The sequence below is a fragment of the Acidovorax sp. GW821-FHT09B03 genome, from assembly GCF_059418305.1.
In genome coordinates, this window is record NZ_JBWKPP010000005.1 from 170147 (window position 1) to 187639 (window position 17493).

Sequence of the window (17493 nt, forward strand, 5' to 3'; positions counted from 1 at the left end):
CCAATGGCCGTACCGCTGCAAGGACGCGCCAATCGTCCTAGGATATTGGCCAACCTATCTGACCTTCTGGTGACCGCATGACCACAGCCCTCAAGATCGATTTCGTCTCCGACGTCTCCTGCCCCTGGTGCATCATCGGCCTCAAGTCGCTGGAGCAGGCGGCCGAGCGCCTCAAGGGCGACGTTGCGCTCGACCTGCACTTCCAGCCTTTCGAGCTCAACCCCCAGATGGCCCCCGAAGGCCAGGACATCGCCGAGCACCTGCACGAGAAGTACGGCGCCACGCCCGAGCAGAGCCAGAAGAACCGCGACGCCATCGCCGCGCGCGGTGCGGCCCTGGGCTTCACCTTCAACATGGCGCAGCGCAGCCGCATCTACAACACTTTCGACGCCCACCGCCTGCTGCACTGGGCCGAGGAAGAGGGGGACAAGCAGCCTGCCCTGAAGCATGCACTGTTCAAGGCCTACTTCACCGACGGCCAGAGCCCCGGCGACCATGAGGTGCTGGCGCGCGTGGCCGCCGGGGTGGGGCTCGACGAGGCCGAGGCCCGCGCCGTGCTGGCATCGGACCGGTACGCTGACGCCGTGCGCGAGCGCGAGCAGTTCTACCTGCAGCAGGGCATCCACTCGGTGCCGGCCATCATCATCAACGACCGCCACCTGATCTCGGGCGGCCAGCCGCCCGAAGTCTTCGAGCAGGCCCTGCGCCAGATCGCATCCGGAAAAGCATGAAGAAAGGGCGCCGCGGCGCCCTTTGTTGATTTACTTCAGTGGAATCGGCATCGCCCGGTCCACCGGCACGGCCGTCACGCTGTTCTGCGGCGAGCCGTCCACCAATTTTTCGGAGTAGGTCAGGTAGACCAGCGTGTTGCGCGCCGGGTCCACCATGCGCACCACGCGCAGGCGCTTGAACAGGATCGACAGGCGTTCGCTGAACACCTCCTCCTGCTTGCGCAGCGGCGCAGGGAAGCTCACCGGCCCGGTCTGGCGGCAGGCGATCGAGGCTTCGGAGCGGTCTTCCGCCAGGCCCAGCGATCCCTTGATGCCGCCCGTGCGGGCGCGCGAGACATAGCAGGTCACGCCCGCCACGGCCGGGTCGTCGTAGGCCTCGACGATGATGTCGTGGTCGCGGCCCAGCAGCTTGAAGGCCGTGTCCACCGTGCCGATCTTGTCGGGCGCGGCGCTGGCGGCGCCCGCCAGCAGCGTGAAGGCGGCCAGGGTCGCCATGCGCAGTGCAGCGCGCGTCATGCCGTGGTCCCGGCTTCGGCGCAGCGCTTGGCCAGGTGGGCCAGGGCTTCCTCGACCTGGTCGACCAGCACCAGGCACAGGTCGCCCGGCTGCAGGCGGGAAAGGGCCGTGTCGATGGCGATGAACTCGCCGCGGATCTCTTCCACGTGCGTGGTGCGTGCCGCGCCGGCCAGGCCTTCGCGCAGCAGGGCCATCACCTCGCCGTCGCCACGGCCGCGCTGGGCCGCATCCTGGTACAGGATCACGTCGTCGAACGCGCCACCCAGGATCACGGTCTGCTCGCGGATGTCCTCGTCGCGCCGGTCACCGGCACCGCTGATGACCACGCTGCGGCGCTTGCCGGGCAGGGCGTCCACGGCAGCCACCAGGGCACGCATGGCGTCGGGGTTGTGACCGTAGTCGGCGATCACCGTGGCGCCGTTGTGGTCCATGATGTTGAAGCGCCCCGGTGCGTTGTCGCTGTCGTTCACGAAGCCCGACAGGCCGCGGCGGATGGTCTGCCATGGCAGGCCGGCGCCCCAGGCGGCGGCCACCGAGGCCATGACGTTCTCGACCTGGAAGCCGATGCGGCCATTGCGCGTGATCGGCACGTCGCGCAGGTGGATGGTCTCGCGCCACGAGCCTTCCGAGGCCACGATGGAGTCGCCATCCACGTACACCGTGCGGTTGCCCTGGGCGCGGTGCGTGGCCATCACGGGGTGGTGGCGGTCGCTCGCGAAGTAGATGATCTTGCCCGGGCAGGCCGGAGCCATGGCCGCCACGATGGGGTCGGCGGCGTTGAGCACGCCATAGCCGTCGGTGGCCACGTTCTGCACGATCACGCGCTTGAGCACGGCCAGGTCTTCCACCGTGGTGATGTAGTTCAGGCCCAGGTGGTCGCCCGCCCCGATGTTGGTGACCACCGCCACCTGGCAGCGGTCGAAGCCCAGGCCTTCGCGCAGGATGCCGCCGCGCGCGGTCTCGAACACGGCCGCGTCCACCTCGGGGTGCAGCAGCACGTTGCGCGCGCTCTTGGGGCCGCTGCAGTCGCCGCTGTCGATCTGGCGGCCATTGACGTACACGCCGTCGGTGTTGGTCATGCCCACGCGCAGGCCCTGGGCCGTGAACAGGTGGGCGATCAGGCGCGCCGTGGTGGTCTTGCCGTTGGTGCCGGTCACGGCCACCGTGGGGATGCGGCCGTCATCTCCATGGGCATAGAGCTTGTCCACCATGGCCTGGCCCACGTTGCGCGGCTTGCCGTACGAGGGCGCCAGGTGCATGCGCAGGCCGGGTGCGGCGTTCACTTCCACGAAGCCGCCGCCTTGCTCCTCCAGCGGGCGCAGCACGGTCTCGGCGACCATGTCCACGCCGCAGATGTGCAGGCCTACCATCTGGGCCGCGGCAATGGCGCGGGCGGCGACTTCGGGGTGCACGTCGTCGGTCACGTCGGTGGCGGTGCCGCCGGTGGACAGGTTGGCGTTGTTGCGCAGGATCACGCGCTGGCCCTTGGGCGGCACGGAGTCGGGCGTCAGGTCCTGGGCCGCCAGGCGGGCTACGGCGATCTCGTCCAGGCGGATCTTGGTCAGCGAGGTGGCATGGCCCTCGCCGCGGCGCGGGTCGAGGTTGACCTGCTCGACCAGTTCGCGCACCGTGTGCTGGCCGTCGCCCAGCACCTGGGGCGGCTCGCGGCGCGCTGCGGCCACGAGCTGGTCGCCCACCACCAGCAGGCGGAAGTCGTGGCCGGGCAGGAAGCGCTCGACCATCACCGTGCCGTACTCGGCCGCGTTGCGGTAGGCGGCATCGAGCTGGGCGCGGTCGGTGATGTTCACCGTGACGCCCTTGCCCTGGTTGCCGTCCTGGGGCTTGACCACCACGGGCAGGCCCACCTTCTGGGCCACTTCCCAGGCCTCGTCGATGCTTTCGACGGGCTTGCCCAGCGGCACGGGCACGCCGGCCGCATGCAGCAGGCGCTTGGTCAGGTCCTTGTCCTGGCCGATGGATTCGGCCACGGCGCTGGTGGAGTCCACCTCGGCGGCCTGAATGCGGCGCTGCTTGGAGCCCCAGCCGAACTGCACCAGGCTGCCCCGCGTGAGGCGCCGGTAGGGAATGCCGCGCGCCACGGCCGCGTCCACGATGGATCCCGTGCTCGGGCCCAGGCGCTCGTCCTCGTCGAGCTCGCGCAGGTCGGCAACGGCCTTTTCTGCGTCGAAGCTGCCCTGGCCCAGTGCGGCCTGGATCAGCTGCTGCGCGTCCTCGAAGGCCTTGCGGCCCACGGCCTCTTCGCTGTACTCCACCACCACCTGGTAGACGCCAGCGTCGGTGGTGGCCGTGGTGCGCGCAAAAGTTACGCGGCAGCCGGCCTGGGCCTGCAGGGCCAGGGCGGCGGTCTGCAGCACATGGGCCAGCGAGATGTCGCCGTCGCCGCCCTCGGGGTGCAGCGCGCCGATGGCGGGGAACAGGGCGCGCAGGCGCGCCTCGAACCCGTCCATCTGGCGGATGGCACGTTCGTTCTCATCGCAGGCCACGACGGCCTCGATGGCCATGTGGCGGCTCCACAGGTTGGGGCCGCGCAGGGCCCGGGTGCGGGATACATCCATGGAAATTCTCTTTCTCAGTGTCCGTCGGGGCGCGCAGGCCCCGGAGTCATCACATCTGTTGGGTTGCTCGGCGTCAGTTTCACCCGAAGGGCAGCAATGCCTGAGGTGCATGCAACCGGCGCGGCGAAGGCCAGTGCCCCCGTGCAAGGGCCGCCCCGCCGCACTGGGGGCGTCCCCCTCCCGACTCGCGCAGCGAGTCGAGAGAGGGGGAAGGCGCGAAGCGACTCAGGGGGTGTTTATTCATGTACGCAGACCGGGCGGCGGCGGCAGGTCGGGCTCGAAGGTCTTGACGCCGGCACCGATCAGGTCTGGCGCGATGTCCAGGGCCCAGGCGGCGCCCACGGCGGCCAGCAAGGCCTCGGTGTCGGGCACCACGGCATTGCGGCCGAAGGTCAGCTCGGCCAGCGTGCCCAGCACATGCTCGGCGCTGCCGGTGGCCAGCACCACGCGGCCGTTCTTGACGACCACGGCACGGCCGTTGTCCTTGGCGCGGTGTTCGGTGATCGCGGGCAGTGCAGGGTCCTGCGCGTACAGCACCACGTCGCCATCGCACAGGCGGGCCAGGTCGACCACCTGCTCCTCGGCGGCGTTGAGCACGGCGGCACCGTCGGCGAGCACCACGTCCACCTGGGTGCGCAGCACCTTGGTCATCTGGTCCTGCTCGTGCACGTCGAACTCGGCCAGGGTGGCCACACCGTCCATGTCGGTCACCACGCCCACCTTGCAGCGGTCGTAGGCCAGGCCGTCGCGCAGGATGGTGCGGGCGTCGTTCTCGATCACGGCGGCCTGCACCATCTGGTTCATCAGCAGGCGGTGGGCGGCCTCCCAGTGGGCGCTTTCGGTGACGTCCACGTGGCGGCGGTCCAGGAACAGGCCATCGCGGCAGGCCACGCCCGTGTGGCGGCCGCTCAGGTGCAGCAGCCAGGCCACGAGGCGGGAGATGGTGGCGGTGTTGCGCGTGCCGGCCACGCCCACCACGGGGATGCGGCCGGCCGTGCCCTCGGCATGGTCTTCGGTCGGGAACAGGTGCTCCACGATGGCCTGGCCCACGGGGCGCGGGGCTCCCACGGCGGGCTTCAGGTGCATCAGCAGGCCGGGGCCGGCGTTGACCTCGACGATGGCGCCGCCCTGCGCGTGCAGCGGCTTGGAGATATCGAGCGCGACCATGTCGATGCCCGCGATATCCAGGCCCACCACCTTGGCAGCGAGCTGGGCGATGTAGGCGACCTCGGGGTGCACGTCGTCCGTGCAGTCCACGGCCACGTTGCCGTTGCGCTGCACGACGATGGTCCGGCCGGCGGCAGGCACGGAGTCGGCATCGAGGTCCTGGCGCTTGAGCTCCAGTTGCACCTTGGTGTCGGTGGCCAGGTCGATGATCTCGAGCGGGTATTCCTCCTCGTAGCCGCGGCGAGGGTCGGAGTTGAGCTGGCTGTCGATGAGTTCCTTGACGGTGGAGCGGCCGTTGCCGGTGATGCTGACCACCTCGCCGCGCGCGGCGGCCACCACCTTGCCGCCCACCACCAGCAGGCGGTGCTCGTCGCCGGGGATGAAGCTCTCGACCATCACGTCGCTGCCCTCGGGGTAGGCCACATGGTAGGCCGCCTCGATGTCTGCCTGCTTGCGCAGGTCCAGGGTCACGCCGCGGCCATGGTTGCCGTCCGAGGGCTTGACCACCACGGGCAGACCGATGTCCTGCGCTGCTTCCCAGGCTTCCTCGGGGCTGTTGACCACCTGGCCTTCGGGGATGGGCACGCCGCAGGCCTTGAGCAGGCCCTTGGTCAGGTCCTTGTCGCTGGCGATGCCTTCGGCGATGGCGCTGGTGAATTCGGTCTCGGCGGTCCAGATGCGGCGCTGGCTGGCGCCGTAGCCCAGCTGCACCAGGTTGCCGTCGTTCAGGCGGATGTGGGGGATGCTGCGGTCGGTGGCGGCCGTGACGATGCAGGCCGTGCTGGGGCCCAGGTACTGATCGTCCACCTCGGTGCGCACGCGCGCCACGGCGGCGGCCACGTCAAAGGGCTCGTCGTTGATGGCCGACATCAGCAGGCGGTGGCCCTGGGCCAGGGCTACGCGGGCCACCTGCTCGTCACGCGCCCGGAAGACCATGCGGTACACGCCGCGCTGCGAGGTGCTGCGCGTCTGGCCGAAGCCCGTGGGCATGCCGGCCAGGTTGAGCAGTTCGATCACGATGTGCTCCAGCACGTGGCCGCACCAGGTGCCTTCCTCCAGTCGCTGAAGGAAGCCGCCGCGCTCACCCACGCCGCAGTGGTGCTCGATCAGGGCCGGCAGCCAGGCCGTCAGGCGCTCATTGAGGCCGGGCAGGGTGTGCGAGGGATGGTCTTCCAGCACACCCAGGTCCAGCCAGACTTCCAGCACGGGCCGGTAGGTCCAGATGTTGGGTCCACGCAGGTAGTTGATGCGAAGCAGTTGGATGTCGTTGAATTTCGCCATGGGTTGCAGCGGGTAGGGGTTCCGGCCTTTCGGGGCTATGCGGGGGAGGACAACGAGAATATGGGGGAACATTGTGCTCCACTCGGATGGCAGCATTGGCTGTCAGCCAGGGAGCCATCGCAGACGTTACAGGTGGATGCCTTGGCGTCCTTGCGTGCAGTATCGGGGAGAATTCGCCCTGTGGCGCAATCGGTGACCGCTGGCTGCCAGGGGCGCAAATACCAATCCAACATGCAACATCACCATTCTGTGGACGCCTCCGGTGTCTTTTCCGGCCCCCTGGGGGCCGATCTGCGGGCCATGCTCGCTTCCCAAGAGAACGTGCTGGCCACGTTACAGGTTGACCTGAGCGGCGAACTGCGTTTCGCCACGGGCTGGGTGGTGGTGACTTCCGAGCGCCTGCTGGCCTGCGATCCTGGCACCAGCGCCTGGCGCGCATGGCCGCGGGCCCCGGGCCTTGCGCTGCGCATGCACGACCACGGCGGCATCGGGGCGCTGGAGCTGCACGATGCCGATGCGCGGCTGGCGCTGTGGCGCTTCACCCTGGGCCAGCATGCCCAGGCGCTGCGCCTGGTGCAGCGCTTCGAGCAGCCCGCCGGCGCCGCGCAGGCGGACGAGGCCACCTGCCCCCAGTGCCACGCCCCCCTGCCCCCCGATACCGAGGAGTGCCCCGCCTGCGCACGCGCCCAGCCGCCGCAGACCTCCACCTGGGTGCTGCTGCGCCTGTGGCGCTTTGCCCGGCCCTACCGCAAGCAACTGGCCGCGGGCTTCTGCCTGACGCTGGCCTCCACGGCGGCCACGCTGGTGCCGCCCTACCTGACCATCCCGCTGATGGACGACATCCTGATCCCGTTCCAGAACGGGCAGAAGATCGAGCCCGGCCTGGTGCTGCTGTACCTCAGCGGCCTGCTGGCGTCGGCCCTGGCGGCCTGGGGCCTGTCCTGGGCGCGCACCTACATCCTGGCGCTGGTGTCCGAGCGCATCGGCGCCGACCTGCGTACCACCACCTACGAGCATTTGCTGCGCCTGTCGCTCGACTACTTCGGCGGCAAGCGCACCGGCGACCTCATGGCGCGCATCGGCTCGGAGACGGACCGCATCAACGTTTTCCTTTCGTTGCATGCGCTGGACTTCGTGACCGATGTGCTCATGATCATGATGACGGCGGCCATCCTGTTCTCCATCAACCCCTGGCTGGCCCTGGTCACGCTGGTGCCGCTGCCCTTCATCGCCTGGATGATCCACACCGTGCGCGACCGCCTGCGCACCGGCTTCGAGAAGATCGACCGCGTCTGGTCCGAGGTCACCAACGTGCTGGCCGACACCATCCCCGGCATCCGCGTGGTCAAGGCCTTCGCCCAGGAAAAGCGCGAGGCCCAGCGCTTTCGCGATGCCAACCAGCACAACCTGGAGGTCAACGACAAGCTCAACAAGACCTGGTCGCTGTTCACCCCCACGGTGTCGCTGCTCACCGAGATCGGCCTGCTCGTGGTCTGGGCCTTCGGCATCTGGCTGGTCTCGCGCAACCAGATCACGGTGGGTGTGCTCACCGCCTTCATCGCCTACATCGGGCGCTTCTACAGCCGGCTCGATTCCATGAGCCGCATCGTCTCGGTCACGCAGAAGGCCGCCGCCGGCGCCAAGCGCATCTTCGACATCCTGGACCACGTGAGCAACGTGCCCGACCCGGCCCAGCCGGTCCAGGTGGACAAGGTGCAGGGCGCCATCGCCATGCGCAACGTGGGCTTCCGCTACGGCAGCCGCGCGGTGATCAAGGGGCTGGACCTGGACATCCGCCCCGGCGAGATGATCGGCCTGGTGGGCCACAGCGGCTCGGGCAAGAGCACCCTGGTGAACCTGATCAGCCGCTTCTACGACGTGAGCGACGGCTCCATCCAGGTCGATGGCGTGGACATCCGCCGCTTCGCCGTGGCCGACTACCGGCGCCACATCGGCCTGGTGCTGCAGGAACCCTTCCTGTTCTTCGGCACCATTGCCGAGAACATCGCCTACGGCAAGCCCGAGGCCACGCGCGAGGAGATCGTCGCGGCTGCCCGCGCAGCGCATGCGCATGAATTCATCCTGCGCCTGCCGCACGGCTATGACTCGCTGGTGGGCGAGCGCGGCCAGGGCCTGTCGGGCGGCGAGCGCCAGCGCATCAGCATCGCGCGTGCGCTGCTGATCGACCCGCGCATCCTGATCCTGGACGAGGCCACCTCGGCGGTGGACACCGAGACCGAGAAGGAAATCCAGAAGGCCCTGGACAACCTGGTGCAGGGCCGCACCACGATCGCCATCGCCCACCGCCTGTCCACCCTGCGCAAGGCCGACCGCCTGGTGGTGATGGACCGCGGCGAGGTGGTGGAGGTGGGGCCGCACGACGAGCTCATGGAGAAACAGGGCGCCTACTGGCGGCTGTACGAAGCCCAGGCCCGCCGTGCCGAAGAGGACGCCCAGGCCGCCGGCGTGATCATCGACAGCAGCCTGCTGCACCCGGCCCACCCTGCGGGCAGCGCCTGAGCGCCGCCCTTCGACGGACAACGACACCGCCATGACCGACCTGACGACCCCTTCCCCGACCCGCCCGCTGCAGCTGCACCGCAATCCGCACGGACGCCTGGTGCTGACCCAGCCCGACGGCACCGTGCACGAGGGCGTGGTGCCCGTGCGCGCCTTTCCCATCGCCGCCCCGGCCGAAGGCCTGTCCCTGGTGGGCAGCGACGGCCACGAGCTGGTGTGGCTGGACCGCCTCGACCAGCTGCCCCCGGCCGGGCGCACCCTGGTCGAAGAGGAGCTGGCGGTGCGGGAGTTTGTGCCCACTATCGAAAAAATTACTGCCGTATCGAGTTTTTCGACCCCCAGCACCTGGGATGTGGAGACCGACCGGGGCCCCGCGCGCCTGGTGCTCAAGGCCGAGGAAGACATCCGCCGGCTCGGCGGGCGCACCCGTCTGCTGATTGCTGCCGGTGAGGGCGTGCAGTTCAAGGTGCCCGACACCACGCTGCTCGATCGCCAGTCGCGCCGCTTCCTCGAACGCTTTCTCTGAGAACCTGTTTACGGTCTCGCAGGGGATTGCGCTCCAACCCCTCGGGCAGTGGCCTTGGCGGGCGGTCTGCGGCGTTGCGGCGCTTGTTGATAGCCGGGCTATCAACTGCGCACCGCGCCTAGCATCCCTTCCCGCCAAAGCCGCTGCGCGACCCCTGGGAGATCGTAAACAGGTTCTGGCCCGCACCCGCCCGCCGCCTGCTTCGTGTGGGCGGCGGGCTTTTTTTCGCCTGAACACCGCTTAAAAACTAGGGGTAAACCCTTAATTTTGGGCTTAAAGCCAAAAAAGACCTCAATTTCCCCTTTTGTTTGCCGTTATGAATGTACGAAGAGTCCGGAAGTGCCTCTGTCCATTCCATCCACCACCTGGGGCCTGCCATGCAAATGCCACCTGTTGATCGATCGCCGACCTGGCGTCCTCCGGGCGCCGATTTGTATTCCACCGGCGCCTCGGGGGCGCCGCCGATACGCCCTGTGAATGCGCCGCTGCCCGTCGAGTCCATGGACCGGCTCGGGGAGGGGGCCATCGTGCGCGAGCCCGACAAGCCTTCGGCGCCCGAGGCGCCGAACCGCGACTGGACCGAGGTGAAGAAGAAGGAAACGGTGGAAGAGCCGCCCGAGCCGCCGCCGGAGCCCATCTACAAGCAGTTGCTCGAGTTCATCCAGTCCATGTGGCGTGCCAGCGGCAGCGCCGTGGAAATGGCTCAGGACATCAACAAGGTGACCCTGCAGGAGCGCCTGGCCCAGCAGGTCAAGAACGAACCGCTGACCTACTCGGACCCCAAGGTCAAGCGCACGGCAGGGTTGTGAATCGGCTGGCAGGCTGAGGCGCCGCGACGGCGCCAGGGGATATCGTTTTTTTTGCTATCGAACGGTAGCGGGTGGGGTCAGGGAGCGCTGGCTGCAGGAGCGGGAGCAGCAGGCGTCTGTTGTTTCGCGCGATCCCGTTCGGCGCGGTACTTGGCCGCAAAAGCGCGCACCTCTGCGTACGAGACAAAGCCGTCATGGTCGGTGTCGGCCTCATCGAAGGCATTGGCCAGGCGCGGGAACAGTTTCACTTCGGTCCGGCTGAGCTTGCCGTCGCCGTTGAAATCCAGCATCTTGAACTCGCGGATGGCCTTGGCTTCGCCCTTGGACAGGCCTTCGGTGTCGGCCGGTGGGGGCGCCGCCGGTGCCTGGGCCAGCGCCATGCTGCTGCAAAGCAGGGCGGCGGCTGCGCCCCATGCCAATAGGTTCATCTTCATGCGTTCTGTTCTCTGTTCCTGTTGCGGGACCATGGTCGCACAGATGCGGGCGCACGGTGTTCATTGCAACCGGTCAGAGGCCTTCTTTCGCGGCAAGTTGCACACCATTGCACAACTTTGCACACCGCCAGGGCCGGCCCTTCAGTCTGCCAGCAGCGTGACGGGGTTGGACACCCCGCTGTTCACATGGCCCGCCGGCACATGCAGCGAGGCCGAGGTGACATGGCCGGTCTGGTCGTCGAAGAAGAAGTCGGGCTCGAACTCGCGCAGGAACTCCCCTTTTTGCAGGCCGCCGAGGAACATCGCTTCATCGACTGCGATGTCCCAGTCCATCAGCGTGCGGATGGCGCGTTCGTGGGCGGGCGCGCTGCGTGCCGTGACCAGCGCGGTGCGGATGCGCATGCCCGTGCCGCCCGCGTGCTGCAGCCGGTGCAGGGCCGCGAGCAGGGGCTTGAAGGGACCATCGGGCAGCGGCTGCGCCGCCTTGTCGCTCTCGTGCCGCTGGAAGGCGGCCAGGCCCTCGGCCTGGTAGACGCGCTCGGCCTCGTCGGAGAACAGCACCGCGTCGCCGTCGAAGGCGATGCGCACTTCATGGGGGTTGGAGTCGCCGGCACGCACCGATTCGGTCAGCACGCGCGCCGCCGGGTAGCCCAGGTGCAGCGCCTGGCGCACGTCGGCCTCGTTGGCCGAGAGGAACAGGTGGGCCCCCAGCGGTCGCAGGTAGCGGAACGGATCACGCCCCTGGGTGAACACGCCGCGCTGCACCATGGGCAGGCCGTGGGCCAGGCAGGAGCGGAACACGCGCATGCCGCTCACCGGGTCGTTGCGCGAGAGCAGCACCACCTCCACCCGCTGGTGCTCGGTGGTGTTGAAGGCCAGCAGCTTGCGCACCAGCGAAAAGGCCACGCCCGGCGCCGCCGGAATGTCGATGCGCTGGCGCTGCATCTCCACGTAGGCGCGGTCGTCCGTGTCGTCGAAGACGCTGTTTTCTTCCTCGAAATTGAACAGTGCGCGCGAGGAGATCGCGACCACCAGCTTGTCGTCCAGGGTGACGGCCATGGTGTGTGTCTACTTGACGAACTGGTTGAGCTGGATGATGGGCAGCATCACGGCCAAGACGATGGCCATCACCACCAGGCCCATGGCTACGATCAGCAGGGGCTCCAGGATGGTCGCCAGCTGCATGGAGCGGCGCTGCACCTCGACCGACAACTGGGTGGCGGCGCGCTGCAGCATCACCGGCAACTGGCCCGTCTGTTCGCCCAGGCGCGCGAACATCGACAGCAGGCCCGGAAAGCGCTTCTTCTGCGCCAGGGCCGAGGCCAACGGTGCACCCTCGCGCACCAGCACCAGGGCATCGAGCGCGTCGGCCCGCAGGGCGCGGTTGTTCAGGGTCTCGGCCGCGGCCTGCAGCGCGCGCAGGATGGGCACGCCGGCACTGGCCAGCATGGCCAGCGTGCTGGCAAAGCGCGCCGCGTTGTAGCCGCGCGCGAGCTTGCCCACCAGGGGCAGGTTGAGCCAGGCAGCGTCGAAGCGCTCGCGCACGCTCTCCGATTTCAGCGACCAGCGCAGGCCCAGCGCGCCGATGACCAGTGCGCCGAACAGGGCCAGCCCGTAGCTGCGCACCAGGGCGCTGATGCCCAGCATCACGGTGGTGATGAGGGGCAGGGCGCGCTTGGAGCCGGCGAACACGCTGGCCACCTGGGGCACCACATAGCCCAGCAGGAACATCACGATGGCGATTGCCACCAGGGTCACGATGGCCGGGTAGAGCGCCGCGCCTATGAGCTTGGCCTTGAGCGCCTGGCGGTCTTCCAGGTCGTCGGCCAGGCGTTCGAGCACCAGGCCCAGGTTGCCGCTATGCTCGCCGGCACCGATCACGGCGCAGTAGATGTCGGAAAACTCGCGCGGGTGCTGGCCCAGCGCGCGGGCGAAGGTGGCGCCGGCATTCACCTCGGCGCGCAGGGCGGCCACCAGGTGGCGCTGGCGGTCGTCGTCGGCCTCGTCCGAGAGGGCGCTCAGGGCGCGCTCCAGCGGCAGGCCGGAACTCACCAGCCCGGCGATCTGCCGGGTCCAGATGGCCAGGCCGGTGGCGTTGAACACCGGCCGGGTGAACAGGCTGCGGTTCCAGCCCTGGGCAGCGCCGTCCCGGGAATGCCCGGTCTGGACCTGCTCCACTGCAATCGGCACCAGGGCCTGCGCGCGCAGCTGGGTGCGGGCGGACTTGGCGGTGTCGGCCTCCATCAGGCCTTTGCGGGTCTGGCCCTGGGCGTCCAGGGCTTCAAAGGAAAAAGCGGGCATGCAGCAGGTGGTGGGTGGGCGGTTGGGAAGTGCACGAAGGGGCACCCTCGTCAGCCACGATGGTAGCGGCAACCGGCATGTTGCCCCGCAAGCTTGTCCTCAAACCTTACATGGCGCCGATGCGCCGCGCTGCGTTGCAGATCCCTGCGCTACGGCGGGGACGCCCATTGCACACGGAAAGAGACGCCTTTTCCGCCGATACCGGCCCCGATTTCCACGCCCGCGCCAATGCGCCGTGCCGCTGACCGGACCACGGCCAGCCCCAGACCGGAACCGCTCGCGCCGGCATCGGGTCCGCGCACGAAGCGTTCGAAGACCGCTTCGCGCAACTGCGGGGCAATGCCGGGGCCGTCGTCACGCACCTCGAGCACAAGGCGCCCGACATGCTGGCCCAGTTGCAACTCCACGCGCCCGCCATGGCGGCCATAGCGGATGGCATTGCCGACCAGGTTGTCGGTGATGGATTCGAACACCTGCAGCGGCCCGCGGCTGGGCAGCCGGTCGGGCCCGAGGTAGCACAGCTCGACGTCCCGCGCCGCCGCCGGGCCCGCGTGGGCCGCCAGGCAGTCGCGGGCGATGTCCGCCAGGTCCACGGCGGCAGGCGCGTGCGCCGCGTCCGCATCGAGCCGTGCGAGCGCCAGCAACTGCCCCACCAGGCGGCCGGCGCGCTCGACGCCGTTGCCCAGGCGCTCGGCCGCCGCGCGGCGCTCCTCGTCGCTGGCGCTGTGCAGCAGCAGGTCGCGCTGCGTGCCGATCACGGCCAGCGGGGTGCGCAGCTCGTGCGCCGCATCCGCGAGGAAGTTGCGCTCGCGCTGCAGCAGTGCGCGCAGCCGCGCCAGCGTGGCATTGAGTTCGCGCACCACCGGTGCCAGTTCGGCATGGGGCGCACTCACCGCCAGCGCCTCCAGGTTCCCAGGCGACCGCTGCGCGAGCTCGCGGGACAGCTGGCGCAGCGGGCGCAGGCCCGTGTGCACCGACACCCAGACCGGCAGCAGCACCAGGGGAAAAGCCACCAGCAAGGGCTGCAGCAGCCCCTCGCTGCTGATCATCACCGAGTCGAAGTTCAGGTGCCGGCTGTGCAGGGACTGGGTCACCTCGATCCGGTAGCGCCCATCGGCCGAGCGCAGCCGGTAGACGCGGTGGGGCTGGGCGCCGCCCTGGTCGGCATAGCCCTCGGGGCCGTCCGCCGGGGTATCGGCCACGCTGCCGCCCTGTGCCAGCAGCCGCCCCTGTGTATCGCGCACCCGGAACCCGAGGAATCCTTCGGGGTAGCTGAGCAACTCGGTATCGCTTTGGATGCGCGCGTCCAGGCCTTCGAGCGCCGCCGTGAAACGCGCCCCGTCGCCTGCGGCAGCGCTGGCCAGGCGGTCGATGCTGCGCGCCAGGGCCAGCATCTCGCGGTCGAAGCTGCCTGTTTCCCGAGCATAGACCATGGAGTGGCCGAGCGCGTAGATCGCCACCCAGACGAGTGCACAGGCCAGCAGCAGCGACAGCAACAGGCGCCGGGCGATGGACGGGCGCAGCAGGGAGGGCAGCGCCATCATGGCTGCAGCCCGGCGATGCGGTAGCCCACGCCACGCATGGTGCGGATGCAGTCCTCGCCCAGCTTGCGGCGCAGGTTGTGGATATGCCATTCGAGCGCGCTGAACTCCATCGGCTCGCCCAGGGGCGCCAGGGCCCGTGCCAGCCGGTGCTTGGGCACCACGTCGCCACCGTGGCGCGCGAGTTCGACCACGATGGCGAATTCGCGTGGCGACAGCGGCACCGGCCCGTCTTCGGTGCGCACCTCGCGCTGGCGCATGTCGATGGTGAGCGGGCCCACGCTCCAGGTGCTCGACGACTGCCCGGCTGCGCGCCGCGTCACGGCCTGGATCCGGCTCGCCAGTTCTGCCACCTGCACGGGCTTGATGACATAGTCGTCGGCTCCTGCATCGAGCCCGGCGATGCGCATCTCCAGCGCATCGCGCGCGGTCAGCACGATGACCGGCAACGCGATCCCGGTGCGCCGCCAGCCGCGCAGCAGGGACAGGCCTTCGCCGTCGGGCAGGCCCAGGTCGAGCACGGCGCAGGCAAAGGGCAGGGGCTCGTCGCCGCTGGCCTCGCACAGGGCCCGGGCCTGGCCGAGGCTGCGCACCCATTCGCTGCTCAGCCCATGGGCCTTGAGGGCCTTCTGCAGGTCGCTGCCCAGGTCCAGGTCGTCTTCGATGAGAAGGAGGTGCATGTCGGAAGTCCCTTCTTAGATCGTAAACACGTTCTTAGGTGGGGCGAAGCTTATGCCAGGCGGGCAAAGCGGGCGCAAAGGAAGCCCTGCCTAGCATGCGCAGGTTTTCCACCACCCCATGGAGCGACCGCTGTGCGCCTTGTCCGAACGATGCCCCTTTCCCTGATCGCCCTGTTGCTTGTCGGGGCCCTGCTGTCCGCCTGTGGCGGCGGCGACGACGCCCCGTCCCGCGAGCACGCCGCGGTCCAGGCCCTGCTGGAGCAGGCGGTACCGCCTGCCGCGCCACCCGGGGCGCTGGTGGCGGTGCGGGACGCCTCGGGGCGCACCACCCGCTACGCCGCGGGCCTGGGGGCGGTGGCGCCGGCCACCCCCATGCGGCCCGAAGACCGCTTTCGCGCCGGCAGCGTCCTCAAGCTGATGGTCGCCACGGTGGTGCTGCAGCTGGTTGAGGAGGGGCGGCTGGCGCTCGGCACGCCGCTCACCCGCTTGCTGCCGGCCGGGCGCATCGCCGGCTTCGAGCACCGCGGCGCCATCACCCTGGAACACCTGCTCAACCACACCAGCGGACTGGGCGACACGGCCTTCAGCGAAGCCCATGACGCCGATGTGCTGGCCCAGCCGGCGCGCCTGCGCAGCGAACAGGAGTACCTGGACATGGCGCTGCTGGAGGGCCAGCGGCTGCCTGGCGAACATGCCTATGCCAACACCAACTACATCCTGCTCGGCCTGGTGATCGAGCAGGCCACGGGCAAGAGCTGGCGCAGCCAGGTGCGCGAGCGCCTGCTCACCCGCCTGGGCCTGGCCGATTCTTCGCTGCCCGAGCCTGCGGACCTGGAGATGCCAACGCCGTTCGCCCATGGCTACCAGCCCATGGCAGGCGCAGGCCTGCTGGATGTCAGCCGCATCTCCCCCTCGATGGCCGGTGCGGCAGGCGGCCATGCCCTGGTGACGACCACGGCCGACCTGGCGCGCTTTGCCGCCGCGCTGTTCGGCGGCGAGCTCTATCGCCTGCCGGGCACCCTGGCGCAAATGCTGCGCTTCGTGCCGGCCGAGCCCATCGGCGACATGGCCTATGCCTACGGCCTGGGGGTCATGCGCCACCAGTTGCCCGATGGCACGGTGTTCCTGGGCCATGGGGGCTCCACCGCCGGCTATTCCTGCGCGATTCTTTACGACCCTGTGCGCCGGCTGACCGTGGTGGTCGCGCGCAATGCGCCGGACCTTGAAGCCACCTACCTGGAGGTGGCGATGCCGGTGGCGCGCGCCCTGCAGGCGCAACGCTGAGGTTTCAGGCCGGTACGCCGGCCTGCAGCGCCGCATGGGCCTGCGCCGCGATCTCCAGCGAACGCAGGCGCAGCGCCGGGTCGTACACGTCGCTCACCAGCATCAACTCGTTGGCGCCGGTCTCACGCACCAGGTCGGCCAGGCCGGCCTGCACCGTCTCGGGCCCACCGATCACCGCGGCCGCCAGGAAGTCGCCGATGGCGGCACGCTCCTGCGGCTGCAGGCGTGCCGCGAAGTTCTCCACCGGCGGCAGCAGCAGGCGCCGGTCGCCGGTGAGGATGCCCAGCACGCGCTGGTAGGTGCTGCTGGCCAGGAACTCGGCCTCCTCGTCGGTCGGTGCCGCGATCAGCGGCACGCCGATGGCCAGGTAGGGCTTGGGCCAGGCGGCCGAGGGGCGGTACAGGTTGCGGTACAGGTCGATGGCCTGGTGCAGCAGGCGCGGCGCGAAATGCGAGGCGAAGGCATAGGGCAGGCCGCGCTCGGCCGCCAGCTGCGCCGAGAACAGGCTCGATCCCAGCAGCCAGATCGGCACGTTCGTTCCGGCCCCGGGCGTGGCCACCAGGCGCTGGCCCGGTTCAGCCGGGGAGAACAGGCGCTGCAGCTCGGCCACGTCCTGCGGAAAGTCGTCGGCGGTTTCCACGCGGCTGCGGCGCAGCGCGCGCATGGTCGCCGGGTCGGTGCCGGGCGCGCGGCCCAGGCCCAGGTCGATGCGGCCGGGGTAGAGCTCGGCCAGCGTGCCGAAGGCTTCGGCCACCACCAGCGGCGCATGGTTGGGCAGCATCACGCCGCCCGACCCCACGCGGATGCGCGAGGTGCCGCCCGCGATGTGCCCCACCAGCACGGCGGTTGCCGAGCTGGCGATGCCTGCCATGTTGTGGTGCTCGGCCAGCCAGTAGCGGGCGAAACCGAGCTTTTCGGCGTGCTGTGCGGTGCGCAGGGCGATCTGCAGCGCCTCGGCCACGGTGCCGCCGTCGCGGACGGCAACCAGGTCCAGCATGGACAGGGCGGTGCGGGGGGAAACAGGTTCAGTCATGTGCCCATTGTGGTCCGGCACGGCCGGTACCGCTTGCACCGGGGCCGAGAGCCGAGGCTGGCAGCAGGGCTGCACTGCACACGCCGACAGGGGT

The 17493-nt window shown here is 69.4% G+C and carries 14 protein-coding genes; 5 read left to right on the forward strand and 9 right to left on the reverse strand.

What is annotated here, in order from left to right; translation table 11 throughout:
* Positions 1-77: 77 nt before the first annotated feature.
* On the forward strand, positions 78-731 hold the full coding sequence (locus AC07PA_RS11790) for a DsbA family oxidoreductase (RefSeq protein ID WP_007860089.1): 654 nt from the start codon (positions 78-80) through the stop codon (positions 729-731).
* A 30-nt stretch (positions 732-761) separates the two neighbouring features.
* Here AC07PA_RS11790 and AC07PA_RS11795 read toward each other — a convergent pair whose 3' ends face one another.
* From AC07PA_RS11795 to AC07PA_RS11805, 3 genes are all read right to left on the reverse strand, one after another.
* Positions 762-1247 (reverse strand): CreA family protein, encoded by a 486-nt coding sequence (locus AC07PA_RS11795; RefSeq protein ID WP_007860091.1) that lies wholly within the window; start codon positions 1245-1247, stop codon positions 762-764.
* Complete coding sequence (gene cphA / locus AC07PA_RS11800; protein WP_145695820.1) at positions 1244-3823, reverse strand: cyanophycin synthetase; 2580 nt, start codon at positions 3821-3823, stop codon at positions 1244-1246. The genes AC07PA_RS11795 and cphA overlap by 4 nt, the downstream gene beginning before the upstream one ends.
* Positions 3824-4063: 240 nt before the next feature.
* Positions 4064-6271 (reverse strand): cyanophycin synthetase, encoded by a 2208-nt coding sequence (locus AC07PA_RS11805; protein WP_494605548.1) that lies wholly within the window; start codon positions 6269-6271, stop codon positions 4064-4066.
* 231 nt (positions 6272-6502) lie between these two features.
* Here AC07PA_RS11805 and AC07PA_RS11810 point away from each other — a divergent pair, with 231 nt between their 5' ends.
* From AC07PA_RS11810 to AC07PA_RS11820, 3 genes are all read left to right on the forward strand, one after another.
* Positions 6503-8791, forward strand: coding sequence for a cyanophycin metabolism-associated ABC transporter (locus AC07PA_RS11810; RefSeq protein ID WP_035206199.1), 2289 nt, complete (start codon positions 6503-6505; stop codon positions 8789-8791).
* Between the two features lie 31 nt (positions 8792-8822).
* Positions 8823-9317: a cyanophycin metabolism-associated DUF1854 family protein gene (locus AC07PA_RS11815; RefSeq protein WP_494605551.1), complete on the forward strand. Its 495-nt coding sequence runs from the start codon at positions 8823-8825 to the stop codon at positions 9315-9317.
* A 377-nt stretch (positions 9318-9694) separates the two neighbouring features.
* Positions 9695-10126, forward strand: coding sequence for a hypothetical protein (locus tag AC07PA_RS11820; RefSeq protein ID WP_035206059.1), 432 nt, complete (start codon positions 9695-9697; stop codon positions 10124-10126).
* A 77-nt stretch (positions 10127-10203) separates the two neighbouring features.
* Here the strand turns inward: AC07PA_RS11820 and AC07PA_RS11825 are convergent, their stop codons facing one another.
* From AC07PA_RS11825 to AC07PA_RS11845, 5 genes are all read right to left on the reverse strand, one after another.
* Positions 10204-10560 (reverse strand): EF-hand domain-containing protein, encoded by a 357-nt coding sequence (locus tag AC07PA_RS11825; RefSeq protein ID WP_494605553.1) that lies wholly within the window; start codon positions 10558-10560, stop codon positions 10204-10206.
* Positions 10561-10701: 141 nt separating this feature from the next.
* Positions 10702-11619: a 5'-nucleotidase gene (locus AC07PA_RS11830; protein WP_007859704.1), complete on the reverse strand. Its 918-nt coding sequence runs from the start codon at positions 11617-11619 to the stop codon at positions 10702-10704.
* A gap of 9 nt (positions 11620-11628) precedes the next feature.
* Positions 11629-12861, reverse strand: a complete 1233-nt coding sequence (gspF, locus tag AC07PA_RS11835; RefSeq protein ID WP_494605555.1) for a type II secretion system inner membrane protein GspF — start codon at positions 12859-12861, stop codon at positions 11629-11631.
* 149 nt (positions 12862-13010) lie between these two features.
* Positions 13011-14402: an ATP-binding protein gene (locus AC07PA_RS11840; protein WP_494605557.1), complete on the reverse strand. Its 1392-nt coding sequence runs from the start codon at positions 14400-14402 to the stop codon at positions 13011-13013.
* Positions 14402-15082 (reverse strand): response regulator, encoded by a 681-nt coding sequence (locus AC07PA_RS11845; protein WP_494605559.1) that lies wholly within the window; start codon positions 15080-15082, stop codon positions 14402-14404. Before AC07PA_RS11845 ends, AC07PA_RS11840 begins: the two co-directional genes overlap by 1 nt.
* A 150-nt stretch (positions 15083-15232) precedes the next feature.
* Here AC07PA_RS11845 and AC07PA_RS11850 point away from each other — a divergent pair, with 150 nt between their 5' ends.
* Complete coding sequence (locus AC07PA_RS11850) at positions 15233-16366, forward strand: serine hydrolase domain-containing protein (protein ID WP_494605561.1); 1134 nt, start codon at positions 15233-15235, stop codon at positions 16364-16366.
* Between the two features lie 4 nt (positions 16367-16370).
* Here the strand turns inward: AC07PA_RS11850 and AC07PA_RS11855 are convergent, their stop codons facing one another.
* Positions 16371-17399, reverse strand: a complete 1029-nt coding sequence (locus tag AC07PA_RS11855) for an LLM class flavin-dependent oxidoreductase (RefSeq protein ID WP_035206056.1) — start codon at positions 17397-17399, stop codon at positions 16371-16373.
* Positions 17400-17493 lie beyond the last annotated feature (94 nt).